At 61.8% G+C, this 23,595-nt stretch carries 24 protein-coding genes; 13 read left to right on the forward strand and 11 right to left on the reverse strand.

Features of this window, described 5'->3' with window-relative positions:
* Positions 1 to 6: 6 nt before the first annotated feature.
* From AC6JBC_RS17300 to ligK, 5 genes are all read right to left on the reverse strand, one after another.
* Positions 7 to 969 carry a PDR/VanB family oxidoreductase gene (locus AC6JBC_RS17300; RefSeq protein WP_498026690.1) on the reverse strand — a complete coding sequence of 321 codons (963 nt, stop codon included), beginning with the start codon at positions 967 to 969 and terminating at the stop codon, positions 7 to 9.
* 4 nt (positions 970 to 973) lie between these two features.
* A complete protein-coding gene (locus AC6JBC_RS17305; protein ID WP_498026691.1) occupies positions 974 to 2,077 on the reverse strand; it encodes a Rieske 2Fe-2S domain-containing protein in 1,104 nt (367 codons plus the stop codon).
* 201 nt (positions 2,078 to 2,278) lie between these two features.
* Positions 2,279 to 3,166 carry an amidohydrolase family protein gene (locus tag AC6JBC_RS17310; protein ID WP_498026692.1) on the reverse strand — a complete coding sequence of 296 codons (888 nt, stop codon included), beginning with the start codon at positions 3,164 to 3,166 and terminating at the stop codon, positions 2,279 to 2,281.
* Complete coding sequence (locus tag AC6JBC_RS17315; RefSeq protein ID WP_498026693.1) at positions 3,163 to 4,218, reverse strand: 4-oxalomesaconate tautomerase; 1,056 nt, start codon at positions 4,216 to 4,218, stop codon at positions 3,163 to 3,165. The genes AC6JBC_RS17310 and AC6JBC_RS17315 overlap by 4 nt, the downstream gene beginning before the upstream one ends.
* Positions 4,211 to 4,885, reverse strand: a complete 675-nt coding sequence (gene ligK, locus AC6JBC_RS17320; protein ID WP_498026694.1) for a 4-carboxy-4-hydroxy-2-oxoadipate aldolase/oxaloacetate decarboxylase — start codon at positions 4,883 to 4,885, stop codon at positions 4,211 to 4,213. Before ligK ends, AC6JBC_RS17315 begins: the two co-directional genes overlap by 8 nt.
* Before the next feature lie 103 nt (positions 4,886 to 4,988).
* On the opposite strand from ligK, the gene AC6JBC_RS17325 reads away from it, so the two are divergent.
* The 7 genes from AC6JBC_RS17325 (at position 4,989) to AC6JBC_RS17355 (ending at position 11,222) form a co-directional block, all read left to right on the forward strand.
* Entirely contained in the window at positions 4,989 to 6,140 is a 1,152-nt protein-coding gene (locus tag AC6JBC_RS17325; RefSeq protein WP_498026695.1) for a LysR family transcriptional regulator, read from the forward strand.
* 64 nt (positions 6,141 to 6,204) lie between these two features.
* A complete protein-coding gene (locus AC6JBC_RS17330) occupies positions 6,205 to 7,080 on the forward strand; it encodes an NAD(P)-dependent oxidoreductase (RefSeq protein WP_498026696.1) in 876 nt (291 codons plus the stop codon).
* A 398-nt stretch (positions 7,081 to 7,478) separates the two neighbouring features.
* Positions 7,479 to 8,504 carry an amidohydrolase family protein gene (locus tag AC6JBC_RS17335; protein ID WP_498026697.1) on the forward strand — a complete coding sequence of 342 codons (1,026 nt, stop codon included), beginning with the start codon at positions 7,479 to 7,481 and terminating at the stop codon, positions 8,502 to 8,504.
* A gap of 106 nt (positions 8,505 to 8,610) precedes the next feature.
* Positions 8,611 to 9,015: a protocatechuate 4,5-dioxygenase subunit alpha gene (ligA, locus tag AC6JBC_RS17340; protein ID WP_404954720.1), complete on the forward strand. Its 405-nt coding sequence runs from the start codon at positions 8,611 to 8,613 to the stop codon at positions 9,013 to 9,015.
* On the forward strand, positions 9,015 to 9,863 hold the full coding sequence (locus AC6JBC_RS17345; protein ID WP_498026698.1) for a class III extradiol dioxygenase subunit beta: 849 nt from the start codon (positions 9,015 to 9,017) through the stop codon (positions 9,861 to 9,863). Before ligA ends, AC6JBC_RS17345 begins: the two co-directional genes overlap by 1 nt.
* Before the next feature lie 21 nt (positions 9,864 to 9,884).
* On the forward strand, positions 9,885 to 10,247 hold the full coding sequence (locus tag AC6JBC_RS17350; protein ID WP_498026699.1) for a hypothetical protein: 363 nt from the start codon (positions 9,885 to 9,887) through the stop codon (positions 10,245 to 10,247).
* 36 nt (positions 10,248 to 10,283) lie between these two features.
* Positions 10,284 to 11,222: a Gfo/Idh/MocA family oxidoreductase gene (locus AC6JBC_RS17355; RefSeq protein ID WP_498026700.1), complete on the forward strand. Its 939-nt coding sequence runs from the start codon at positions 10,284 to 10,286 to the stop codon at positions 11,220 to 11,222.
* A 46-nt stretch (positions 11,223 to 11,268) separates the two neighbouring features.
* Here the strand turns inward: AC6JBC_RS17355 and AC6JBC_RS17360 are convergent, their stop codons facing one another.
* On the reverse strand, positions 11,269 to 12,324 hold the full coding sequence (locus AC6JBC_RS17360; RefSeq protein ID WP_498026701.1) for a Rieske 2Fe-2S domain-containing protein: 1,056 nt from the start codon (positions 12,322 to 12,324) through the stop codon (positions 11,269 to 11,271).
* A gap of 112 nt (positions 12,325 to 12,436) precedes the next feature.
* On the opposite strand from AC6JBC_RS17360, the gene AC6JBC_RS17365 reads away from it, so the two are divergent.
* From AC6JBC_RS17365 to AC6JBC_RS17375, 3 genes are all read left to right on the forward strand, one after another.
* On the forward strand, positions 12,437 to 13,339 hold the full coding sequence (locus tag AC6JBC_RS17365) for a helix-turn-helix domain-containing protein (protein ID WP_498026702.1): 903 nt from the start codon (positions 12,437 to 12,439) through the stop codon (positions 13,337 to 13,339).
* Between the two features lie 83 nt (positions 13,340 to 13,422).
* Entirely contained in the window at positions 13,423 to 14,712 is a 1,290-nt protein-coding gene (locus tag AC6JBC_RS17370; protein ID WP_498026703.1) for an aspartate aminotransferase family protein, read from the forward strand.
* Positions 14,712 to 15,770 carry a phosphotransferase enzyme family protein gene (locus AC6JBC_RS17375; protein WP_498026704.1) on the forward strand — a complete coding sequence of 353 codons (1,059 nt, stop codon included), beginning with the start codon at positions 14,712 to 14,714 and terminating at the stop codon, positions 15,768 to 15,770. Before AC6JBC_RS17370 ends, AC6JBC_RS17375 begins: the two co-directional genes overlap by 1 nt.
* A gap of 3 nt (positions 15,771 to 15,773) precedes the next feature.
* Here AC6JBC_RS17375 and AC6JBC_RS17380 read toward each other — a convergent pair whose 3' ends face one another.
* Positions 15,774 to 16,565, reverse strand: a complete 792-nt coding sequence (locus tag AC6JBC_RS17380; RefSeq protein ID WP_498026705.1) for an SDR family NAD(P)-dependent oxidoreductase — start codon at positions 16,563 to 16,565, stop codon at positions 15,774 to 15,776.
* 302 nt (positions 16,566 to 16,867) lie between these two features.
* Here AC6JBC_RS17380 and AC6JBC_RS17385 point away from each other — a divergent pair, with 302 nt between their 5' ends.
* Positions 16,868 to 19,132 carry a TonB-dependent receptor gene (locus AC6JBC_RS17385; RefSeq protein ID WP_498026706.1) on the forward strand — a complete coding sequence of 755 codons (2,265 nt, stop codon included), beginning with the start codon at positions 16,868 to 16,870 and terminating at the stop codon, positions 19,130 to 19,132.
* Positions 19,132 to 20,325: an MFS transporter gene (locus AC6JBC_RS17390; protein WP_498026707.1), complete on the forward strand. Its 1,194-nt coding sequence runs from the start codon at positions 19,132 to 19,134 to the stop codon at positions 20,323 to 20,325. Before AC6JBC_RS17385 ends, AC6JBC_RS17390 begins: the two co-directional genes overlap by 1 nt.
* A gap of 57 nt (positions 20,326 to 20,382) precedes the next feature.
* Here the strand turns inward: AC6JBC_RS17390 and hpaD are convergent, their stop codons facing one another.
* Genes hpaD through AC6JBC_RS17410 form a run of 4 tightly spaced genes read right to left on the reverse strand, consistent with a single transcriptional unit; the run spans position 20,383 to position 23,043 of the window.
* Complete coding sequence (gene hpaD, locus AC6JBC_RS17395; RefSeq protein WP_498026708.1) at positions 20,383 to 21,231, reverse strand: 3,4-dihydroxyphenylacetate 2,3-dioxygenase; 849 nt, start codon at positions 21,229 to 21,231, stop codon at positions 20,383 to 20,385.
* 24 nt (positions 21,232 to 21,255) lie between these two features.
* Positions 21,256 to 21,660, reverse strand: coding sequence for a 5-carboxymethyl-2-hydroxymuconate Delta-isomerase (locus tag AC6JBC_RS17400; RefSeq protein WP_498026709.1), 405 nt, complete (start codon positions 21,658 to 21,660; stop codon positions 21,256 to 21,258).
* Positions 21,661 to 21,673: 13 nt separating this feature from the next.
* Entirely contained in the window at positions 21,674 to 22,426 is a 753-nt protein-coding gene (locus AC6JBC_RS17405; RefSeq protein ID WP_498026710.1) for a fumarylacetoacetate hydrolase family protein, read from the reverse strand.
* Positions 22,423 to 23,043: a fumarylacetoacetate hydrolase family protein gene (locus AC6JBC_RS17410; protein ID WP_498026711.1), complete on the reverse strand. Its 621-nt coding sequence runs from the start codon at positions 23,041 to 23,043 to the stop codon at positions 22,423 to 22,425. The genes AC6JBC_RS17405 and AC6JBC_RS17410 overlap by 4 nt, the downstream gene beginning before the upstream one ends.
* Positions 23,044 to 23,126: 83 nt before the next feature.
* Between AC6JBC_RS17410 and AC6JBC_RS17415 the strand changes: the two genes are divergently transcribed.
* Positions 23,127 to 23,588, forward strand: a complete 462-nt coding sequence (locus tag AC6JBC_RS17415) for a MarR family transcriptional regulator (protein ID WP_498026712.1) — start codon at positions 23,127 to 23,129, stop codon at positions 23,586 to 23,588.
* The last annotated feature ends 7 nt before the right edge of the window (positions 23,589 to 23,595 follow it).

Consider the following 23,595-nt stretch of genomic DNA (forward strand, 5'->3'; position numbering starts at 1 on the left):
GTTAGGTTAGAGGTCGAGAAGCAACAGCGGCGATAGCGCCCGTGAGCAGCAGGGGGTGAAGAGCTTTCCTTCGTCCCGTTCCTCGTCGGTCAGATAGCTGTCGCGATGGTCGGGCGCCCCTTCCAGCACGCCGGTGACGCAAGTGCCGCACACGCCTTGTTCGCAACTGATCGGCACGTCGATCCCCGCATCGGCCAGAATGCTGGCAACCGACGCGCCGGGTGCGATTGTGAAGGTCGCGCCCGTGCTGGCAATGCGCACATCGAAGGGCTGGTCGCCTACCTGGACCAGCGGTTCGGCGGCTTCGAACAGTTCGCGATGGATGCTGGCATCCGCCCAGCCAAGCCGCTGAGCCTCGTCCCGCACGGCGTTCATGAAGCCTGCCGGGCCGCACACATAAACATGAGTGTCTGGGCCGGGTGACCCAAGCGCTGCCCCCGGATCGAAGCGAGGCGATCCGTCATGCCGACTGAAATAGGTGCGTCCGTCCGCCGCGTCCACGGCGCTGCCGAAGGCGGCGTTTGCCGGGTTCCGGCAGCAATAATGCAAGTCAAAAGACTTCCCTTCGCTCGCCAGCGCCGCCGCCATGGACATGATCGGGGTGATGCCAATGCCCCCGCCGATCAATATGTGGCGGCTGCCTCCTTTGGCGAGCGCGAACAGGTTGCGCGGGGTGCCGACGCTCACCTGCCGCCCCGGATGGAAGGCGTCATGCACTCGCACAGATCCGCCCCGCGATTGCGGTTCGCGCAGCACCGCGATCTGGTAGCGGTGCCGCTCTGCCGGATCGTTGCACAGCGAATATTGCCGCACCAATCCTTCATCCACCACGATGTCGATATGTGCCCCTGCCGCGAAGGGCGGTAGCTCGCCGCCGTCGGCCCGCCCGAGGTCGATCCGCACGATATCCGGAGCTAGCAGCACGCGTCCGGTGATTTCGAGCGTCAGCCCATCAGCCAGCTTTGCCATGACCTCAGACCACAGGTTCGACCGGCAGCCGGGTGCCAGCCTTTCGCGTCAGCAGGTCGACCGGCGATTCCGCGCCGGGCTGCGGCAGGGCGCCTTGCGCCTCGTCGGCGATCAGCTTCTTCATGATCCGGCGGGCGCGGGTTGCCGCGACGTCGGCTGACGCCATGACCGGTCCCATCTCATCGAGCGTCCGGGTCCCCATCATGCGCTGCTGTTCTTCCAGGATCGGCTTGTCCTGCCCGACGAAGGCGATCTCGATCGCGGCGCGCCACATCTCGTCGACCGACGGATCGTCCACCTTGTAGTTGCGGGCGAAGGACCAGAAATACCAGCTGGAGGTCGCATCCTTGGGCGTCAACAGGTCGCACCCATAGAGCCAGACGCCCTCATCTCGCGTCTTGCCCACCGGGGTGACGCCGACGTCGAGCAGCAGGTTGCCCGGCGGGTCCCAGCGCATATAGGCCCAATGATCGACATTCTCCGCATAGTTGTCGAAGGCAGCGGCCCAGGCGGGCGGCGCTGCGCCGTCATGCGCCCAGCGGTTGGACCAGACGGTGGTGCCGCTTTGGAGTGTCTCCAACTTGCTGCGAGTCAGCGCCTCGCTGTTCAAAACGCCTTCATGCACGAATTCGGCATGGGTCAGGTCGAGCAGGTTGTCGCTGATTAGCTCGTAGTTGGCCGCGACCTCCATCATGCCTTCGATCCGGCGGAAGGACGGGTGATTGTTGCAGGAAAAATCCGGGATCGTGCTTTCGTCGGCATGATCCGCATTGCCGAGCCACAGCCAGATCATGTCGTAGCGTTCAACCACGGCATAGCGCTTCACCCGCATCTTCGCGGGAATGACGCCATCGATCAGCGGCGTTCTGGTGCAGCCGCCGGAGGTGCCGAAACGGAAGCCATGATAACCGCACTGGACATCATCGCCGATCAGCTTTCCGGCGCTTAGCGGGGCAAAGCGGTGCGGGCAGACATTGCCGAGAGCGACTGGATCGCCATTTTCCGTGCGGTAGAAGACGATCGATTCATTGCAGATCTGACGTTCCAGCAGGGCGCGCCCGATCTCGCTGCTCCAAGCGGCTACATACCAGCAATTCTTAAGGAACATCTGCCTCTCCGCATTATTTCAGCCCGTCGTCGGGCCGCTTCTCTCTGTCAGGATAGATCAGCGCGTCCGGGCTTGCGCGGACAGGAGAGCATAAAAGTTGGGACTAGGAAGCAGCGCCGTAAGGGCGCGCGCATGGGGACTTCCCCGGATCAGGACTGCGATTTTTAAGAACCGGCTCCCGTTGAGCATTTCGGCCGTAAACTAATCGACAGCCATTTCCTCGGGCCAGTACAGCCGGGTGGGATTGGCGACGAGCAGACTATGCTGGAGGCTGGCGGTGGGCGCGATGCGCGGGATCATATCGACCAGCGCGCCGTCGTCTGGAATTGCCTTTTCCATGTTCGGGTGCGGCCAATCGGTGCCCCAAAGCACGCGGGTCGGATAATCCGTGACCAGAGGGGCGACGGTCCTTGCGAAATCGTCCCACGGGGGGCCTTGCGGGTCTAACCGATCGGGACATGTGACCTTGGTCCAGATGTCGTCCCTGCTGTCGAGCAGGGCGCGAAAAGCGCGCATGTCGATGCCGTCCGGCCCTTGGGTGACGTCCGGACGGCCCATATGATCAATGACGATAAGGGTGGGAATGGCGTTCAGGAAAGGGCGCAGTTCTTCCAGAAGGTCGGGTTCAAAATAGACGACCACATGCCATCCAAGCGGCTGGATGCGGCGGGCGACTTCGAGGAACTTGTCCTTCGGCGCATCATCGACGAGGCGCTTGAGGAAGTTGAACCGCACTCCGCGGATGCCGCCTTCATGCAGCGTTTCAAGTTCTGCGTCGCTGATTTTCGGGTCAACCACCGCGACGCCGCGCGCCTTGCCGTTTGACTGCGCTATCGCATTAAGGGTCGCGGCATTATCCGTTCCGTGGCAACTCGCCTGGACGATGACGTTGCGAGAGAAGCCAAGCCGGTCCCGAAGCGCGAAGAGCATATCCGGCCCTGCGTCCTCTGGAAGATATTTCGCCTTGGGACTGAATGGAAAGCGCGCCATTGGTCCAAAGACATGGCAATGCGCATCGACCGCGCCCGGCGGTGGCGTGAAGCGAGGCACTGACGGAGTGGAGTGCCAGCTAACAACTCTATCCGTCATGCAAAAATCTCTCCGTCCATCAGCTTTCGGGCGGTGCGTAGCAAGGCGGCGCTGACGACCCTGTTCTGATCATCCAGTTCTATGACGCAGGTGGTTTCGCCCGTGGGATGTTCTACGGAAAGGCTTTTGATCCTGCCATCGGGAATGGCGGCAAGGTCTGCGGCTGGCGTGCCTTGAATGAGGCAGGCGGTGGCGACACTGACCGCGCCCAGTACGCCGATCGATGCATGAGCGCGATGGGGAATGAAACTGCGCACCGTGATCGCGCCGCCGTGGCGCGGGGGTGCTACCAGCATCATCTTGGGCACCGACTTTTCCTTTACATCGCCCAGGTTCATTCGTTCTCCAACGGCGAGACGGATTTTCTCTATGCGAGCCTTCAGGGCGATATCCTTGTCCAACGCGTCGCGATCTTCATAGCCGGTTATGCCCAAGTCCTGCGCCTTCATGACGACGCAAGGCATCCCATTATCGATCAGGGTGACGCGAACGCCTTCGACCTCGTCAAAGACATTGCCGGTTGGGAGCAAGGCGCCGCAGGAAGAACCGGCGGTGTCGCGGAATTCCAGCGGGATAGGGGCAGCGGTGCCGGGGACTCCGTCGATCTTCGCGTCGCCGTCATAGCGGACGATACGGCTCGGGGTTTGCACTGTCGCGATCGCGGTCTGGCCGGTATTTTCCATGTAGATGGCGACGCGGGTCTCCCCATCCTGCGCCTCGACGAGGCCGCGTTCGATGGCGAAAGGGCCAACGCCAGCGAGGATGTTGCCGCAATTCTGCGCGTCGGTGACGATGGCTTGATCAACGAAGACCTGGAGAAAAAGATAGTCGACATCCACGCCGGTTTGCATCGACTTCCTGACGACCGCAACCTTGCTCGTCAGCGGGTCGGCGCCGCCCATACCGTCGATCTGACGGGGATCGGGTGAACCCATGATGCGCAGAAGGAAGCTGTCGCGAATGGCGGGGTCGGCGGGCAAGTCCTCGGCGAGGAAATAGGCGCCCTTTGACGTGCCGCCGCGCATCCACATGACACGGGCGGAGTCAGACATATTTGAGACCCATTTCTTCAAGGCGCGGGCGCATGTTGTAGATGTCGAGACCAAGTTCGCCAGCAGCCAGGCGAACACGCTTGGCTTCTTCGGCGGCTTCCCGGGCCTGGGCCTTTTCGAGGACAGCGGCGGCGTTGGCGCGGGGGACGATGCAGACGCCGTCATCGTCGGCGATGATGATGTCGCCCGGATTGACGAGGGCGTTGGCGCAGACGACGGGGATGTTCACGCTGCCGAGCGTCGCCTTTATCGTGCCCTGGGCATGGACCGCCTTCGACCAGACGGGGAAGTTCATTTGGGCGAGGTCGCGGATATCGCGGACGCCTGCGTCGATGACGAGGCCGCGACAGCCGCGCGCCTGGGCTGAGGTTGCGAGGAGGTCGCCGAAATAGCCATCGGTGCAGGGACTGGTGGGCGCGAGGAGGAGGATGTCGCCTTCGCGGAGCTGTTCGATCGCGACGTGGATCATCCAGTTGTCGCCGGGAGGGGCGGAGATGGTGACGGCGCTGCCAGCAATGCGGGCGCCGGGATAGATGGGGCGCATGTAAGGAGCGAGGAGTCCGGTGCGGCTCTGGGATTCGTGGACAGTGGCGACGCCGCAATGGGCGAGGGCGTCAATGATGGAAAGGTCCGCCCGGTCGATATTTTGGACGACGATGCCGGACATGCGATTTGCTCCTTTGGCGAAAGCATGAAGGAAGTGGCGAGAAAAAGCGGTTTGAACAAATTTGATCTGTGTGATTGGCATTAGTTTTTGCTAAGTGTTCGTGATGTCACCTGATCAGTTCAATATCCGGCACTTGTCCGCCGTCGCCGCCGTGGTCGCGCAGGGGACCGTCAGCCTGGCGGCGCGCGCGGTCAATCTGACGCAGCCTGCCGTGACGCAGGGGATCGCCAAATTGGAGGCGCAGCTGGGCCTGTCTCTGTTCGAGCGGCATCCGGGCGGCATGACGCCTACGGAAGCCGCGACAAGACTTGCCCCCCGGCTGGAGGCTGCGTTGCGGCTGATTGGTAGCAACCGGGCGACGGCGGCGCAGATACGGGCCTTTGTCGCGCTGGCCCGAGCGGGGAGCTATGCGGCGGCGGCGGCCGAGGCAGGCGTGACGGAGCCGTCGCTGCACCGGGCGGTGGGCGACCTTGGCCTCGCGATGGGATACAGGTTGGCGGAACGGCGCGGGCGAGGCGTGGCGCTGACGAATGCGGGGGCAGCGCTGGCGCGGCGGTTGCGGCTGGCACTGGCGGAATTGCGGTCGGGGCTGGAAGAAATCGAGGCGCTGAAGGGGCAGGAGAGCGGGCGTGTCGTGGTGGGTGCAATGCCGCTGTCGCGTGCCCGGCTGCTGCCCCGGGTGATCAGCCGGTTCCGGCGCGAGTTCCCGCATGTGCATATCAGCGTCCATGAAGGATCACATGCCGAACTGGTCGGCCCGCTGCGCGATGGCGAGGTGGACATGATGATCGGCGCGATGCGCGATGCGTCGGTGGGGCAGGACCTGGTGCAAAAGCCCCTGTTCGAGGATCGGCCGACGATCATGGCGCGGGCAGGGCATCCCCTGGTGGGGGGATGGGACGCGGATACTTTGCGGCGTTTTCCATGGATATTGCCACCGGAAGGGACGCCGTTGCGGCAGTTGTGGCGGGAGATGGTGGAGACGCTGGGCGGCGAATTGCCTGCCGTGCCGATCGAATGCGGATCGGTGATGACGATCCGCGAGCTGCTGGTGAACGGCGATTATCTGACGATGCTGTCGGTCGATCAACTGGCGCTGGAGCTGAACGCAGGGATGGTGATCGACATCGGTCCCGCGCCCGGTGCGATCAGCCGCATGATCGGGCTGACCACCAGGGTGGATTGGCGTCCGACCCGCTTGCAACAATGTTTCATGGCAGCGATCGATCAGGAAGTTGAAGGCATAAGTTCGTAAAAACTTATGACGGTGCCGGGGATTCGATTGGCGGCGCTGACAGGGATGGGCCATCCCCTGGCGCATGGAGCAGGAAGTCGGTCTGATCGGATTTGGCGAGGCGGGTTCGACCTTTGCATTGGCAGGGGGCTGGGCCGCGCGGGCGCATGTGTTCGACAGCAAGACCGAAGACGCCGCAGTGCTTGACGCGATGATAGCGACCTATGCGGACGCCCATGTGCTGGGCGCGCGCTTTCTGGAAGATGCGCTTTCCGGCGTGGGTTTGGTGATTTCGCTGGTGACGGCGGATCAGGCATTGGCGGTTGCCGAGGCGGCGGCGGAGTGCATCGCGCCGGGCACCATCTATTGCGACATGAACAGCGTGGCGCCGCAGACGAAGCAGGAGGCCGCGCGGACAATCGAGGCGGCGGGCGGACGATATGTCGACGTGGCCGTCATGGCGCCGGTTCGCCCGACGGCGCTGTCCGTGCCGTTGTTGTTGAGCGGGGGAGTGGCCGAAGAGGCCGCAGCGCGGTTGCAAGCGTTGGGCTTTACCAATGTGCGCGTTGTCGGTGACGGGGTGGGCCGTGCGTCCGCGATCAAGATGATCCGGTCGGTGATGGTCAAGGGCCTTGAGGCGCTGACCGCTGAGTGCGTGCTGGCGGCGGAAGCGGCGGGCGTGCGCGACGAGGTGCTGGCGTCGCTGGATGCAAGCGAGAAGGCGCGACCTTGGGGCGAGCGGGCGGATTATAATCTCGACCGGATGCTGGTGCATGGACTGCGCCGCGCGGCGGAGATGGAAGAGGTGGTGAAGACGCTGGAGGCGCTTGGCACCGGAGCTGCGATGACGCGTGGGGCGGTGGAGCGGCAGCGGGCGATCGGGGCGCTGGGCGTGACGGATGTGCCGGAGGGGTTGAGCGGGAAGCTTGAGGTGGTTTTGGCGCGGGGTGAGGTGGTGTGATTTGCTGGGGCGGCGGCTGAACTGCGAGCTTTAGTGAAGTTCGTCATCCCAGCGCAGGCTGGGATCTCAGGCGGTCCGAGGTTCGGTCTGGAGGCACGAAATCCCAGCTTTCGCTGGGATGACGGCAGATGTTGGTATGACGGCAGATGCTGGGATGACGGGAGTTAGGGAGCGTGGCTGTCGGTGACCGAGGTTTGATGGGGGTGCTTATCCCCTCCGTCACCCCGGACTTGATCCGGGGTCTCGCTGGCTGGGTCGGGCTTCCGTGAATGGAAAGCGGGACCCCGGGTCAGGCCCGGGGTGACGGTTTGGTGAAGTGGGTGAAGGCCTGAGATCCCAGCTTTCGCTGGGATGACGGTAAGGATGGGTGGTGTGAGAAGGATGAGGATAGGAACGCAATGAGCCTGATAATCGACTGCCATGGCCATTATACCGTGCTCCCCAAGGGGCATGATGCCTGGCGGGAGGAGCAGAAGGCGGCGTTCAAGGCGGGCGTTGCTGCGCCGCCTTATCCCGAGATCAGCGACGACGAAATTCGCGATACGATCGAGTCCAATCAGTTGCGCCTTATCAAGGAACGGGGCGCGGACCTGACGATCTTTTCTCCGCGTGCTTCGGCGATGGCGCCGCATGTTGGGGATGCGGAGGTCGCCCGGGAATGGGCGATGCGGTGCAATGACCTGATCGCGCGGGTGGTGGCTCTGTATCCCGAGACTTTCGCTGGCGTTTGCATGCTGCCGCAGTCGCCAAAGGCCGACATGCGCAACAGCATCGCCGAGCTGGAGCGCTGCGTCACGCAACTGGGCTTTATTGGCTGCAACCTCAATCCCGATCCGGGCGGCGGGCATTTTCAGCATCCGCCGCTGACCGATCGTTACTGGTATCCCTTTTACGAGAAGATGGTCGAGCTGGACGTTCCGGCGATGATCCATGTGTCGGGCAGCTGCAACCCGGCGATGCATGCGACCGGGGGCTATTATATCGCGGCGGACACGATCGCCTTCATGCAGTTGCTGGAGGGGGATTTGTTCGCGGATTTCCCGACGCTGCGCTTCATCATTCCGCATGGCGGCGGCGCGGCGCCCTATCATTGGGGGCGGTATCGGGGGCTGGCCGACATGCTGAAGAAGCCGAGCCTCGACACGCATCTGATGAACAACATCTTTTTCGACACATGCGTCTATCATCAGCCGGGCGTCGATCTGCTGGCCGATGTGATCGACAACAAGAATATCCTGTTCGGATCGGAAATGGTCGGCGCGGTGCGTGGGATCGATCCGACGACCGGCCATTATTTCGATGATACCAAGCGCTATGTCGATGCGCTGGATATCAGCGATGCGGAACGACACGCGATATTCGAGGGCAATGCCCGTCGCGTCTTCCCCCGTCTGGACGCGCAACTGAAGGCGCGCGGCCTGTGAGCTTCCACACCCCCCATTTATCCCTGTGGGGGGTGGCTCCATCTCCCGTCCTTGCTGTGGAAGGACGGGGCGGGAGATGGATTTTTCTTTGTCTGGAGAACCGCCGATGAGCGTTGATATCCATGAATATCTGGCCGAATTTGACGATATCCCCGGCACGCGCGTCTATACGGGAAAGCGCGCGCGGCAGGGATATTGGATGAACCAGTTCGCGATGAGCCTGATGAAAGGCGATAATCGCGAACGGTGGAAGGCGGACGAGCGCGCCTATCTGAACGAATGGCCGATGACTGAAGATCAGCGGCAGGCGATTTTGGATCGCGACTATAATCGTTGCCTGGATCTGGGCGGCAATATCTATTTCCTGGCCAAGGTATTTTCGACCGACGGCATGTCCTTTTTGCAGGCGGTGGGAACCATGACCGGCATGAGCACGGAAGAGTATCAGGCCATGATGATTGCGGGAGGGCGATCACCAGAAGGCCAGCGATCAATAAGGGAGAAACGTTGATGGCCCGCATTACCGCTGGCGTAGGGACCAGCCATGTGCCCGCGATCGGCGCAGCGATGGACAATGGGAAAGTGGGCGAGCCCTATTGGGCGCCTCTGTTCGCCGGATATGAATGGTCGCGGCAATGGATCGCGCAGGAAAAGCCGGACGTCGTGATATTGGTCTATAATGACCATGCGTCCGCTTTCGACATGAAGATCATCCCGACCTTCGCGATTGGCTGTGCAGACCGGTACGGCATTTGCGATGAGGGCTGGGGGCCACGGCCGGTGCCCGATGTCGAGGGGCATGCCGACCTTGCCTGGCACATCGCGCAGAGCCTGATCCTGGACGAGTTCGACATGACCATCATCAACGAGATGGATGTCGATCATGGATTAACCGTGCCGATGAGCCTGCTGTTCAATCAGCCTGACAAATGGCCGGTGAAGGTCGTTCCGCTGGCCGTCAACGTCGTCACCTATCCGCCGCCGTCGGGCAATCGTTGCTGGATGCTGGGCGAGGCGATCGCGCGGGCGGTGGAAAGTTTCCCCGAGGATCTGAACGTGCAGGTGTGGGGCACGGGCGGGATGAGCCATCAGTTGCAGGGGCCGCGCGCCGGGTTGATCAACGCCGAATGGGACAATCGCTTCCTGGACCTGTTAAGTGCCGAAGATAATGGGCAGTTGCGCGCTATCCCGCATATCGAATATCTGCGGGAAACCGGATCGGAGGGGATCGAGATGGTGATGTGGCTTATCATGCGCGGTGCGCTGGGCAAGAAGGTCACGCCGCTGCATCGTCATTACCATGTTCCCGCATCCAATACGGCCGTCGGGCATCTGGTGTTGAGGCCCGACGATTCATAGCAAGGATCGAGGGGATGGGTCATGGGTCGCGCTGATATCGAGGATGCACTGGCCAAGCTGGAACAGGTGCATAAGCAGCTGGGGGTGCTATCCACCGGTGCGGAGCCGGGCTGGGAAAAGCAATATTTGCAGGCCCGGCGGACATTGCAGGAACAGATCAACCGATTGTGCCAGGCGGATGCGCAGCTGAACCTGTCCGATGAGGATAGCCGTCGGTTTCGCGATGCCTTTGGCAAGTTCCGCACGGCGACAGCGTTGCACCAGGCGGATTGGCCGGTCGTCGATATCGACCGGCAGAACACAGGATACATTCAGTCTGCCGCGAATGTGGGGCAGACTTATCAGCAATTCATGACGGTGATGCGCGCGCTGATGCAGCGATAGCCAGAGCGCGCGGCCAGCAAGATGAGGAGTTAGAATATGAGAATCGCGCTGGCCGGTGCGGGAGCTTTTGGTGAAAAGCATCTGGATGGTCTGAAGAATATCGACGGCGTGACCGTCACCTCGCTGGTTGGGCGCAATTTGGAGCCGACGCAGGCGATCGCGGCAAAATATGGGATCGGGCATGCGACGACTGAGCTGGCCGAGACGCTGGCGCGCGATGATGTCGACGCGGTTATCCTGTGCACGCCGACGCAGATGCATGCGGAACAGGCGATCGCCTGCATGGATGCGGGCAAGCATGTGCAGGTCGAGATACCGCTGGCCGATAGTTGGGCCGATGCGCAGGCGGTATTGCGCAAGCAGGAAGAGACGGGGCTGACCTGCATGGTCGGGCATACGCGGCGCTTTAACCCGAGCCATCAATGGGTGCATCGGCAGGTCAAGGCAGGCGCGTTCAACGTTCAGCAGATGGATGTGCAGACCTATTTCTTCCGCCGCAAGAACATCAATGCCAAGGGTGAGGCGCGGTCATGGACCGACCATCTGCTGTGGCACCATGCGGCGCATACGGTGGATCTGTTCGCCTATCAGGCGGGGCGGATCGTGGACGCGCATGCGATGCAGGGACCGATCCATGCCGAGCTGGGGATCGCGATGGACATGTCGATCCAGCTGAAGAGCGAGAGCGGGGCGATCTGTACGCTTTCGCTGAGTTTCAACAATGACGGGCCGCTGGGGACGTTCTTCCGCTATATTGGCGATACGGGGACCTATATCGCGCGCTACGACGACCTGTTTAACGGCAAGGAAGAGCCGATCGACGTGTCCAGGGTGGACGTGTCGATGAACGGGATCGAGTTGCAGGACCGGGAATTTGTGAGCGCCATCCGGGAAGGACGGGAGCCTAATTCGAGCGTGGCGAAGGTCTTCGACTGCTATCGGGTGCTGGGCGAGCTGGAGAAACAGTTGGGGTGAGAAGCGGCGTCCGCGTCATGGGATGGATAGTGGTGGATCGGCAAAATCAATGCGGGCCACCATTGTCGGCCCCGGCTTTCTCTGCGGCCAGTCTTTCCTCGATGATGCGGCGGCCAAGCGCCAGGCCGTTATCGGCGATGATGAACGCCATCTGATCCCCGGCGCTGCGGTTGACCTCGCCCTGTTGCGCCTCGATCATTAACCGGTCCTCTTCGAAGCCTTCCTCTATCCGAGCGGCAAGTTTCGCCGTGAAGTCGTGATCGCCGATGTTGAAGTTATGGGCATAGCTCCAGAAGAAGTGACTGTTCTGTTCGTCCTCGGGAGTGACGATCTGCGTCGCGCGGAACTGCATCGCCTCGCTGACGCGCTGGCCTTCAGGGGCGCCGCTGCCCGCCGGTGCGCTGCCCGAATCCATCAGGAACACATTGCCCGGTATGTGCAATTCGTAAATATGCCAGCGATCGACGGGACCTTCGAACGTGTTGAAACCCTTAAGATAAGGGGCGATGCCCGGCTCCCCCAAATACCAGCGGGTCAGCCGCACCTTGTCGGCGTCCCGCTCGATCTTGGGGCGGATATGGGCGATCGTCGCTGAACCGCCCAGCGTATTTTCATGCACATAGGTCAAATGGGAAAAGTCGAGCAGGTTGTCGAGGATAAGGCGGTAATCGGCCTTGTAATGTATATATGCCGGAATGGACGCCCAGGCCGGATCGTCCTGATAATGGCAGTCGGGGATGAGGCCGGGGTCGGCCTTTGCCGGGTCGCCCATCCATATCCATACCTGTTTATACCGTTCGACCGTCGGGTAGCTGCGCACATTGGTGTTGGGGCTGACCCCCTTTCGGCCGGGTTCCTCGATGCATTTCCCATCGGCGTCGAACAACAGGCCATGATACATGCAGCGCACGCAGTCGCCTTCCCGCCGTCCTATCGACAGCGGAGCGAAGCGGTGGCTGCATCGATCCCGAATGGCGGCCACCTTGCCGCCCGTCGTGCGGAAGAACAGGATGTTGTCGCCAAGCAGCCTGCGCGACATCATCGAAGTCACGTCCAGTTCATGGCTCCATGCGCCGACATACCACGCGTCGCGAATGAACATCCTGTCTCTCCTCCATCCAATGCCGTCATGATGGCATTTAAGGAGGAGCGCGGCGCTAGTGACGTGCGAAAAGCTTTGGCCATTTACTCAAAAATCGCATAGGATTTCGGCGGTGTCTCAGTCCACCATGCCCCCTTATTATTTCATCTACGGACAACATATCCGCGATCTCGATCCGCGCTTTATCCATGTCGAGAGAATCAGCGATCGCGGCACCCTGCACCACGGCAATGTCGAACCGCACGTCCATCCGCACCTGCATCAGCTTTCCTATTGGTTGCAGGGCGAAGGCCGTTTCACCATCGACGGCGCAGAGCATGACCTTTCGCCTGGCACGCTGACATGGATACCTGCAAACGCGGTCCACGGTTTCAGGGCGGACGCGGCCGCCGACGCCATCGTGCTGAGTCTGTCGCATGATTTCCTGTCCAACGTCCTTGACCATGTCGATGCCGCGCCGGTTGACGCGCTTGCCCGGAACCCGCTGATCTCGAAAATGCCCGAGGACCTGACTAGCCGCGTACGGGAGGCGTTTCTGGACCTGGAACGAGAACATCAGTTTCCGTCCTGGGGCCTGAAACATGTGGTGAGCGCGCAAGTGCAACTTATCATGGTCATGCTCGCCCGCTTGTTCGAAGCCGACCGGCTTGCATGCTATGCCCCGCCCAAGGCAGCTACGCTGTTTTCCCGCTTCATCAGCCTGCTCGAACAGCGATTTCGGGAGTGCCGCACGGTCGATGCCTATGTCGCGCTGCTGGGAACGACGCCTTATCTGCTCAATCGCGCCTGCCGGGAAGGGGCGGGCCGGAATGCGTCTGAAGTGATCCGGGGTCGGGTCCTGTTGGAGGCAAAGCGGCTGCTCCATTACACTGCCCTTAATTCGGGAGATGTCGCCTTTGCACTGGGCTTTAGCGATCCGGCGCATTTTGGCCGGGCGTTTCGCGCGGAAACCGGCCTGTCTCCGGCCCGCTGGCGGGCGCAGCAACGCAGGCTGGCTGACGCGAACAAGGATTAAGCGTAACCTCGGATCGCGACGCTCTGGACGACAATCAATTATCATGATAAATATAATCATGAGTGAGTTGGGAGATGCCCTGCATGAATGATGACGACCAATCTCTCCTGCAAAGACGCAGGCAGGTGCTGGGAACCAACGCGCCGCTTTTCTACGACCGGCCTTTGCATCTGGTCCGGGGCGAGGGAGCGTGGGTGTTCGATGCGGATGGGCGCCGCTATCTGGACGTCTATAATAATGTGCCGCATGTCGGCCATTGCCATCCCCATGTGGTGGAGGCTGCGTCGCGGCAACTGGCGACGCTCAACATCAACACGCGCTATCTGCACGACAATGTCGTCGATTACGCCGAACGGCTGGCCGCCACTACTGATTATGATCATGCGGGCGTCTTCTTCACATGTACCGGGACGGAGTCGAACGAGCTGGCGCTGCGCATCGCCCGGCATGTGACGGGCGGCACGGGCATCATCGCCAGCAGCGTCAATTATCACGGTAATTCGGCAGTGCTCGCATCCCTCTGCACCGCCTTTCCAGTCCCTGAGCCCTTTCCTGACTTCGCCCGGCTGGTGCAGGTGCCCGATCCTTATCGCCACCGCTTGGGCCGATCCGATGCCGAGTTGGCGAGTCATTATCTGGATGAAGCGCGCGGGGCGATCGCTTCGTTGCAGGAGGGTGGCGTCAAGCTGGCGGCCCTGCTGATCGATCCTTCCCTGGCCAATGAAGGCTTGCCCGAATTCGTGCCCGGATACCTCACCGGCCTGGTCGAACTGGTGCGTGCGGCGGGTGGCCTGGTCATCGCGGACGAGGTGCAATCAGGCTTTGGCCGAACTGGTGCCGCGATGTGGGCTCATCAGTATCACGGCATCGTTCCAGACATCATCACCACCGGCAAGCCGATGGGCAACGGCTTCCCGATCGGCAGTGTCATATCGACCTATGACGTGATCGACGAGTTCGGCCGGAGCGCGAATTATTTCAATACTTTCGGCGGAAATCCGGTGGCGACGGCCGCTGCTGCCGCAGTGCTGGACGTCATAGAGAATGAAGGGCTGATCGCCAACGCCGCCACCGTTGGCGCCTATGTCGAAGAGCGTTTGGCGGCGTTGATGATGCGCCATGAGATCATCGGCAATGTGCGTTGTCGCGGCATGTTCTTCGGCCTTGAACTGGTGGCGGATCGCGCAACGAAGGAACCTTCGCCCCATGCGGGCCGGATCGTCAATGCGATGAAGGACAAGGGCGTGCTTGTCAGCCGCATCGGTCCATTCGACAACATCCTCAAGATGCGGCCGTCGATGGTGTTCACCTGTGAACAGGCGGACATCCTTCTGACGGCGCTTGACGAAACGCTGGAAGAAATGGCCTGCTGATGTCCGCATCAAACGACGCTTTTTACGCCCGAACGCCGGATGAACAGATCGCCGCGCTTCAACTGCTGGCGGAAACGGCACTGAAGCTATGGCCGGGGCGCTTCACTGATCTGACGCCCGTCAAATATCGGGAGAACGCGGTATTTTCGGTGTTCCGCGACGATGGCCGCCGCTTTGCCGTGCGTATCCACCGATATGGATACCATAGCCCCGAGGCGCTGCGATCGGAACTGGCCTGGATGCGGTTGTTGGCCGATGCGGGCGTGGGTGCACCCCTGTCCGCGCTCAGCCGGGCGGGCGAGGCACTGGTCGCGGTGACGCATCCCGCAGTGCCAGAGCCGCGCCAGGTCGATTTCCTCGAATGGTTGCCTGGAACGCCGATCGGGTCGGCGGACCATGGCCTGTCCCTGACTGGCGCGGATGCAATCGCGGCAATGGAGAAAGTCGGGGCGCTTGCGGCCCGCGTGCACGGTCATTCGCACGCATGCACCAGTGCGGGGATGATGGCGCGTCATGCGTGGGACGCGGATGGGTTGATCGGATCGGAACCCTTTTGGGGACGCTTCTGGGAAATGCCGGGACTGACGACGGCGCAGCTTGAACTATTGCAGGAAGCGCGAAAGCACGCCGCGCGCGACTTGGCCGCCTTTGGCATGGATGGCGATCGATACGGCCTTATCCACGCCGATTTCGTGCCGGAAAATCTGCTGTTCGACGGCGAGCGGATCAATCTGATCGATTTCGACGATTGCGGCTTTGGCTGGCATATGTTCGAACTCGCGACCGCGCTGTTCTTCCTGGACCATCAGGAGGATTATGCGCTGCTGACGCAAGCGCTGCTGCGCGGTTATCGTCAGGAGCGTGTGCTGCCCGCCGAGCATGAAGCGCTGTTGCCGCTCTTTCTGTTCCTGCGCGGCACCACCTACATGGGCTGGACGCAAACGCGCTATGAAACGGAAACGGCCCAGACCCAGGGGCCGATGATAATCCAACGGACGTGCGACCTGGCGGAGCAGTATTTGAAGACGAAGTCGTCGGAAATGCTGAGCCGCTGCTGAAAGTTACAGGAAAGGCAGAGTGCCGACATCGACGATGCCGCCGCCGCCATCGACGCTAAGCGCCGTCCCTGTCATGAAGGATGCATCATCGGACGCGAGGAAGGCGACGACCGCCGCCATCTCGTCGGGCCGCGCCATGCGTCGCAAGGGGTAGGCGCGGGTTAGCTGTTGCTGAAGCTGAGCGGGATCGATGCCCTTTTCCCGCGCCATGTCCTGGATTTCGCGCTGCGCCATTTCGGTGAGCGTCCAGCCCGGGCACATCGCGTTGCAGCGGATATTTTCCGGTCCATAGTCGAATGCGATCGACCGGCTAAGCCCCAGCAATCCCGCTTTTGATGCACAGTAGGCGGCGTAGGACGGCGCGCCGGCGAGGGCCGCGACCGATGATATCAGGACGATCGCCCCGCCGCCGCGCGTGCGCATCACCGGAATGACGGCCCGGGCGGCCAGCATCGCGCCATCCAGATTGACGTCGAACGCGCGATGCCAGTCCGGCAGCGAAATGCTTTCCACCGATCCGAATTGTTCGGTGCCCGCGCTGACCACCAGAATGTCGATGCCGCCAAGCTCCGCAGTCGTCTTGTCGACGGCGTTTCGGATGTCGGCGGGGCTGGTTGTGTCGCCGACGATCGCGATGCCGTCGCACTGTGTTGCGACCTTCGTCAGTGACTCGCGCCGTCGTCCGAGCAAAACGACCCGGCCGCCTTCGTCCGCGATGCGCTGCGCTGCGGCAGCCCCGATCCCGCTGCCGCCGCCGGTTATCAGCGCGACCTTACCGTCAAATCTTTTCGCCATTTTCTCTCATTCTCCGATGATGGCTGATCCGGCGACATTTCCCTTGATTAACTTATCATGATAAATTACTCAATGGGTCTTGAGGAGACAGGTCTCCGGCCGCGCCGCTTGGGCGGCTCGCCGAACGGCCTATCCAATAACCAAGGTGACATTGGATACGACACGGCTAAAATAGGGGGAAATTGATGATGACTTGGTCTGCTTCACGGCTAAGCTCGGCATCCTTGATAGCGATGATGCTGTGCAGTCAGCCAGTCATGGCACAGGATGCTTCCGCACCGCCTCAGTCCGATCCAGCGCCCATGCCAACCAGTCCCTTCGGCGAAATCACCGTCACCGCCCAGAAACGTGAGCAGAGCCTGCGTGACGTACCGGTGTCGATATCGGCCTATTCCGGCGATCAACTCAAGAAGCTGGGTATCGCCAACACTACTGAAATCACGCAGCAGATCCCGGCGATGCACATCAATGCATGGTCGCCCAATGTGACGATCTTCAACCTGCGCGGCATTTCTCAGAACAACTTCACCGACTATCTCGAAGCCCCTGTCGCCGTCTATACCGACAACGCCTATATGGGTTCGATCAACGGCATCAGCGGACAATTGTTCGACATCGAACGGGTGGAGGTGCTGCGCGGCCCGCAAGGCACGCTGTTCGGACGCAACGCTACGGGCGGGGTCGTCCATTATCTCAGCCATGGCGCCACCGACCGCGACCTGAATGGCTATGTCGAGGGCAGCTATGGCCGTTTCCGGCAACGCTCGCTGGAAGGCGCCGTGGGCGGGCAGATTGCGGAAGGCTGGCGCGCCCGCCTGTCCATGCGTCGGGCGTTGGGCGGCAATTATATCAAGGCGAAGGATACCGACGCTGCCAATGGTCTGGTCAGTTCTGGGCAAGATGTCGGCGGGCAGAACGCCTTCTCCCTGCGCGCGACAACGCAGATCGACGTGACGCCCGACTTTATGGTCGAACTATGGTATAAATATTCGCGCGACCATGAAGTGCCGACCGGTGCCTACTCTTTCGAAAATTGCGTGTTCGAAGCGAATGGCTATTGCCGGGTCAACTCTGCGGGTTTGACCAACGGTCCTGGCGGCGTGGTCAATGGCATTACCGGAGCGAAAGCGTCGCCCTATGACAATTTCTCCGGCACGCCGGGGCACCTCAATCGCCGGGTTCATATCGGTCAGGCGAACGTCACATGGTCGCTGGGCGATGTCGAGCTGACGTCGATCACCAACTATACCAGTCTCAGGAAAGACTATCTGGAGGACGGTGACGGCCTGCCGATCGAAGTGATCGTGTTCGGCACGACCGCCAAATATGACCAGGTTTCGCAGGAATTGCGCCTGTCGGGCGGATCCGGGCCGCTCAAGTGGCAGGTGGGCGGCTATTATCTCGACATGCGCACCAAGGGGACGATGACCACGATCGGCGCGCCCGTGATCGGCAACGCTATCGACCTGAATGGTTCAGCCAACGCCCCGCGCGTGCTTGAACGCTATTCGCTGGTGTCGAAGAACTGGTCCGTGTTCGGGCAGGGCGAATATCAGTTGTCGCCCGCCTTGTCGCTGATCGCGGGTCTGCGCTATTCCAAGGACACGAAGTCCATGGACTATATCTCGACGCTCAGCGATACCGGTTTTCCGGACCAGACACTTGCGACGGACGAGACATTTGCGAGCCAGCGGCCCGGCGCGAACCGCATCAGCCATGGCGACTACGCCGCGCGCGTGTCGATCAATTACAAGCCCAATCGCGACCTGTTGCTGTTCGCGGCCTATAATCGCGGCATCAAGGGTGGAAACTGGACCCTCGCCCCGACCGTGACGGCGGAACTGTTCCAGCATAAGCCCGAAACCTTGCACAGTTTCGAACTCGGCGCGAAGCTGTCGACCCCGGATCAGAAATTGCGGGTCAACGCCACGCTGTTCCACTATATCTACGAAGATTATCAGGCGTTCGCCATGATCGGCGGCACGCCGCAGGTGTCGAACAGCGATGCGCTCGCGACCGGCGCGGAAGTTGAACTTACCTGGCAGCCGATAGACCATCTGAACATGATGCTGGGCGGCAGTTGGGAAACGTCCAAGGTCAGGACCGTCCGCGCCGCGGGTGAACAGATCGGGCCGGAACTCTTCCCCGGCGCGCCGGATGCGCAATATTGCACCAATATTGGCGGCGCCTTCCGCTGCGTCTTTCCCGATGCGACCGTCAGGAACGCGGAATTCCCAAACGCGCCACGGTTCAGCCTGAACTATCTTGTCCGCTATGATTTCGACGTCGGGGCAGGCACGGGCGCGGTGCAGGTCGATGGAGCCTGGTACGACAAGCAGTTCCTGGAAGTCACCAATGCCGCCTCTTCGGTCCAGCCCGCCTATAATGTGACGAACGCTTCGGTCAGCTGGACCGATCCAAGCAAGCGGTTCGACGTATCGCTATGGGGCAAGAACGTCTTTGGCGAGCAGTATCGGGCCTATACCCTGAACCTCGGCATCCTTGGGACGACGTCCTATTATGCGCCGCCCGCCAGCTATGGCGCGACGGTGCGAGTGTCCCTGTGATGAGGGGGCCGGCGCGCGATCGATCCCACCCCGACCATCCGCTGGCCATCGCCAGTTTTGTCCTGTTGGGGACGATCGGCGTCCTGTCCTTCATCGTGCAGCCCGCGCTGGTTCAGGGCTTCGTCACGCAGCTTCACTTGACCGAAACGCAGGCGGTGGACCTGGCCGGGATCGAGATGTCGGCCGTCGCATTGATGACCGTCATATTGGCGTTCGTGGGCAACCGCTTCGACTGGCGCATGTTGACCATCGGATGCCTGCTGGTCGCTGGCGCGGGCAATCTGGCATCGGCGGTGACGGCGGGAGGAAGCGGCTTCGGCGCAGCACGCTTCCTCGCCGGATTGGGCGAGGGCGGAGTCATCAGCCTGAGTTTCAGCTTTGTGGGCCTGACCCGGCGCACCGACCGCAATCTGGCTTATTATCTCGTCCTCCTGCTCGCCTACGGCGCGTTCGGCATATGGCAGGCGCCCATGCTGTTCGCGACGATCGGGCTGAAGGGGATATTCCTGATCTTCATGACGGCGACGTTGCTGTCCATCGCTTGCGCGCCTTTTTTGCCGCGATCGTCCAATGACGCCGATCGGCACGAAGGACAGGTCGCGCCGCGATCGTCTGGACTGCTCATGGTTTCGGCACTTACCGGCGTTCTGGTTTATAATCTGGCGCAGGGCATCGCATGGGCAAACCTGTTCCTGATCGGCATTGCGGCTGGCCTTGGCGAACAAAAGGTCGCTGATGCCCTCTTCATCTCTCAGGTCGTGGCGGTGGGCGGGGCGCTTGCCGCCATCGTGCTTGCCGAACGGATCGGACGCATGCCCGTCTTCGCGGCGGGAATATTGGGCGGTGTCGCCTGTATCGGCATGCTGATCGGCAAGCCGGGCGCCACCGTCTTCCTGATTGGGGTGTGCGGGTTCAACTTCCTCTGGAACATGGTGCAGCCCTTCATATTGGGCGCGGTCAACGAGATGGACGGCAAGGGCCTGATGATGCGCGCCGCGATCGCCGTGCAGATGGTCGGCCTGGGGGGCGGGCCGATCCTGTCGGGACGCCTGATCGGCAGCGGCGATTTCACCCTTGTGGAAGCGGTTTGCATCGGTTGCTTCCTGATCAGTTTCGTCCTGTTGATCCTGCCGCTGCGCAAGCGGCATGTCATTATGATCCATCCCCATGGCGCTTTCGCCGACGCGGGCTGACCCAGCAAAGGGGGAGGGCGCGGCCCGGCAGGAAGTCTTCCGCCGGGTCGCGTCTTTTTAAACCGGAAAGATGGCGTTGATCTGGCCAGTACCCGATGAGGGGAAATAGGGCGTCACGACCTCTGCCTTGCCAGTATAGTCCGCGCCGCCCAGTACGCCCATCATCATCGCGGTGTCGTGCATGAAGCCTTCGCCATGGCATTTGCTGGCATAGTCCTGCAACATGCCCGCAAAGCTGCGCCATTCGCCCTGTTCCCACATTTCCACAGCGCGCCGATCGACGGCTTCGAGCAGCGGGCTCCAGATCTTGTCCCTATATTCTTCGGACTCGCCATTCTGGGCGAAGCGGTGGGACAGTGACCCGCTGGCGAGGAAGGCGACATTGCCGTCATAGTCGCGCTCCACCGCTTCGCGCATGGCGCGGCCGAGCGTCATGGAATCCTCAAGCGTGTGGACCATGCAGAGCGCCGACACCGACACGGCGCGGAAATGCTGGTCCGGGTTCATGTAGCGCAGCGGCACCAGCGTGCCATATTCCGGCTCCAGCGACGCGATCTGATGCGCCCGCGTATGCACCCCCGCCTGTGTCGCAGCCGCCGCCAGCAGTTCGCCCAGCGCGGGATTGCCGTTGCAGGCATAGGGCATGTCCTTGATGAAATGCGGTAGCTCGCCGGAGGTATAGACGCCTTCCCACCGTGCCGAGCAGTTCACATGATAGCCTGAATTCACCAGCCAGTGCGTATCGAACACCACCAGCGTATCGACGCCCAATTCCCGGCATCGGCGGCTGATGATGCGATGCCCTTCGATCGCGGCCTCGCGGCAGCCCTTGTGCGGGCCATCCAGTTCCGACAGATACATGGACGGCACGTGGGTGATCTTGGCCACCAGTGAAACCTTGCCCATTGCGGCACTCCTTTTCCTTAAAACCTATGCGCCGTGAACTACGCCCGACTTTTGCAGTCGCTGGTGAATGGTGTTCGCCTTCCAGCCTTCTGCTTCCTCCACATACATGGACAGCGCCAGCGGGCGCTGCGCGAATAGCGGGTCCAGGAAGGTGCGGATGGCGGCGAACAGCACATCGAAATAGGCCTGGCGAAACTCGGCGGGGCGGCCCGCGCCCATCTTGACGTCGATATTGACGAAGGCGTCGTCAGGCCCTTTGCCATCGGCGATGACATAATGGTCCAGCCTGATGCCGCGCACGCGGATGCCGCCAACGGGGAACACGCCGCCAGCTTCCTCGCGCATGTGGCGCGCGATCAGCGCCAGCAGCTCGTCAAGGTCGAACGCGCTTTCGATATTAGCGGTATATTCAACGGTTGCATGTGCCATGCGCCTTACCCCCTCATGCCGCGACCAGATGATTGACCAGCCGCCCGACGCCTTCCACCTGCGTCACTACCGTATCGCCGGGCGCGCAGAAATGGACGCCCTGCGGCGTGCCGGTCAGGATCATGTCGCCGGGCATCAGTGTGGTGTGGCGGGAAAGATAGGCGACCAGATCCGCCACGGACATGATCATGTCCGCGGTCGTGCCGTGCTGAACCAGCTCGCCGTTCACATGGGTGGTCAGCTTCAGCGCCTGCGGGTCGGGTACGTCCGCCGCATCGACGATCCATGGGCCGATCGGCGTCGTCGCATCACGGTTCTTCACCCGCGCATTCGGCCGATAGTAATTTTCCAGATATTCGCGGATCGCATAGTCGTTGGCGACGGTGTAGCCGCTGACGCAGGCCAGCGCTTCTGCCGCCGTCACATTGCGGGCAGGGCGGCCGATCACAGCGACCAACTCGCATTCGGGGTGCATCTGGTTCCCGTCGGCGGGGCGGGGCGTGTCGCCTTCATGTCCGACGAAGCAATTGCCGCCTTTCATGAAGATCAGCGGCGTCGCCAGCTTCGGGGCAAAACCAAGTTCCTTGTTATGATCGGCGAAGTTGAGGCCCAGCGCATAGACTGCTGCGCCATTGACGACCGGCGGCAGCCATTGCGCGGACGCGGCGGGGATGGACGATCCATTGGGCAGGATCAGGCTTTGTTCGTCCTGCGACACCCGCACCCATATGTCCCGGCCACGTTGATAGATGCGTGCCCGCTTCATTGCGCATACTCCTCAACAAGAGCAGTGGCAGGTTCGAAACCCGCAGCCTCCGCGCGCAAGGTCATGCCCGCCTCCACTTCGGGGGCGTCGCCGGGCAGGCCAATCAGCAGCACATCGCCTGCCCGCAACGTCAGGAAGGCAGATATGTCCGCGATCAGTTGGCCAGGCGCGCGCATGAGGCGGTCGAGCGGCCATTCATGCGCCGCTTTGCCATCCACAAAAGTCGTGACCCGATCAGGCAGAGCGGGCGCTCGCCATTCTCCCATCAGTAGGAAGCCATCCGCATTACGTTGCGCAATGGCAGGCCGATAATAATCGGCCTGTCGGTACGCGATATCGACGGAGATAGCGGCCGCACCGACACAGTCCAGCGCGTCTTCCGCGCTCACCCCGGTCGTGTCCCGCGCGATCAGCAGTGCGACCGTCGCCGCCGCGAAGGCGCTCCGCCCCGGTTCGAGCCGCAGGGTGCCACGCGACAAAGTGACCGCAGGTTTCATAAAGACCACCGGCGCTGCTGGAGGCGCGAGATAGGGCTTTTCGTGAAAGTTCGGGGCTAGCCGGGCCAACTCGTCCCGGTCGTTCAGGACCACGCCATAGATGTGCCCATTGCAAATCATCGTCTTGTCCTCTCGCGGGCACAGGGTAACAGGGGAAAAGGCTGCACCCGAATCAACCGGGGCGGCCGTCGAAGGGGGCGCGCATGGCTAAGGCAAAGGCCGGACTGACCAGATATTCCCAATCGCTGGCGGGCACGTTGCTGGCGGCACGAGAGGCGGTGATGGCGCCGATCCGCCCGATCCTGCGGCAAGCGAACGTGACTGAACAGCAATGGCGCGTCCTGCGCGTGTTGACCGAGGTGGAGGAGCTGGACGCTAGCAGCATCGCCAAGGAAGCCTTGCTCTATGCCCCCACCGTCACGCGCATCCTGCGGGAACTGACCGAACGCCAATGGGTCGTTCGCAGCATCGATCCGAACGATGGCCGCCGATCGGTCATTTCCATTTCCGATGAAGGGCGGCGGCTGGTGCAGGGCACGGCGACCTACACGGTGCCGATGCTGTCCGCTTATGCCGAAGCCTTTGGCGAGAAGCGGCTGCGCGACTTCATTGCCGAAGCGCGCGAACTGGCCAAGGCGCTCGAACGCTTTTCCCCCGACCGCTGACCGCCAG

It is taken from the genome of Sphingobium sp. RC1 (genome assembly GCF_059738765.1).

Coding starts and splice junctions, on each gene's coding strand:
- hpaD (WP_498026708.1), bottom strand. CDS start 21,231: ATGGGCAAGGTTTCACTGGTGGCCAAGATCACCCACGTGCCGTCCATG.
- ligK (WP_498026694.1), bottom strand. CDS start 4,885: ATGTCCGGCATCGTCGTCCAAAATATCGACCGGGCGGACCTTTCCATC.
- AC6JBC_RS17385 (WP_498026706.1), top strand. CDS start 16,868: ATGCCAACCAGTCCCTTCGGCGAAATCACCGTCACCGCCCAGAAACGT.
- AC6JBC_RS17415 (WP_498026712.1), top strand. CDS start 23,127: ATGGCTAAGGCAAAGGCCGGACTGACCAGATATTCCCAATCGCTGGCG.
- AC6JBC_RS17310 (WP_498026692.1), bottom strand. CDS start 3,166: ATGACGGATAGAGTTGTTAGCTGGCACTCCACTCCGTCAGTGCCTCGC.
- AC6JBC_RS17330 (WP_498026696.1), top strand. CDS start 6,205: ATGGAGCAGGAAGTCGGTCTGATCGGATTTGGCGAGGCGGGTTCGACC.
- AC6JBC_RS17370 (WP_498026703.1), top strand. CDS start 13,423: ATGAATGATGACGACCAATCTCTCCTGCAAAGACGCAGGCAGGTGCTG.
- AC6JBC_RS17400 (WP_498026709.1), bottom strand. CDS start 21,660: ATGGCACATGCAACCGTTGAATATACCGCTAATATCGAAAGCGCGTTC.
- AC6JBC_RS17360 (WP_498026701.1), bottom strand. CDS start 12,324: ATGTTCATTCGCGACGCGTGGTATGTCGGCGCATGGAGCCATGAACTG.
- AC6JBC_RS17410 (WP_498026711.1), bottom strand. CDS start 23,043: ATGATTTGCAATGGGCACATCTATGGCGTGGTCCTGAACGACCGGGAC.
- AC6JBC_RS17315 (WP_498026693.1), bottom strand. CDS start 4,218: ATGTCTGACTCCGCCCGTGTCATGTGGATGCGCGGCGGCACGTCAAAG.
- AC6JBC_RS17305 (WP_498026691.1), bottom strand. CDS start 2,077: ATGTTCCTTAAGAATTGCTGGTATGTAGCCGCTTGGAGCAGCGAGATC.
- AC6JBC_RS17325 (WP_498026695.1), top strand. CDS start 4,989: ATGTCACCTGATCAGTTCAATATCCGGCACTTGTCCGCCGTCGCCGCC.
- AC6JBC_RS17355 (WP_498026700.1), top strand. CDS start 10,284: ATGAGAATCGCGCTGGCCGGTGCGGGAGCTTTTGGTGAAAAGCATCTG.
- AC6JBC_RS17380 (WP_498026705.1), bottom strand. CDS start 16,565: ATGGCGAAAAGATTTGACGGTAAGGTCGCGCTGATAACCGGCGGCGGC.
- AC6JBC_RS17375 (WP_498026704.1), top strand. CDS start 14,712: ATGTCCGCATCAAACGACGCTTTTTACGCCCGAACGCCGGATGAACAG.
- AC6JBC_RS17350 (WP_498026699.1), top strand. CDS start 9,885: ATGGGTCGCGCTGATATCGAGGATGCACTGGCCAAGCTGGAACAGGTG.
- AC6JBC_RS17335 (WP_498026697.1), top strand. CDS start 7,479: ATGAGCCTGATAATCGACTGCCATGGCCATTATACCGTGCTCCCCAAG.
- AC6JBC_RS17345 (WP_498026698.1), top strand. CDS start 9,015: ATGGCCCGCATTACCGCTGGCGTAGGGACCAGCCATGTGCCCGCGATC.
- AC6JBC_RS17390 (WP_498026707.1), top strand. CDS start 19,132: ATGAGGGGGCCGGCGCGCGATCGATCCCACCCCGACCATCCGCTGGCC.
- ligA (WP_404954720.1), top strand. CDS start 8,611: ATGAGCGTTGATATCCATGAATATCTGGCCGAATTTGACGATATCCCC.
- AC6JBC_RS17405 (WP_498026710.1), bottom strand. CDS start 22,426: ATGAAGCGGGCACGCATCTATCAACGTGGCCGGGACATATGGGTGCGG.
- AC6JBC_RS17300 (WP_498026690.1), bottom strand. CDS start 969: ATGGCAAAGCTGGCTGATGGGCTGACGCTCGAAATCACCGGACGCGTG.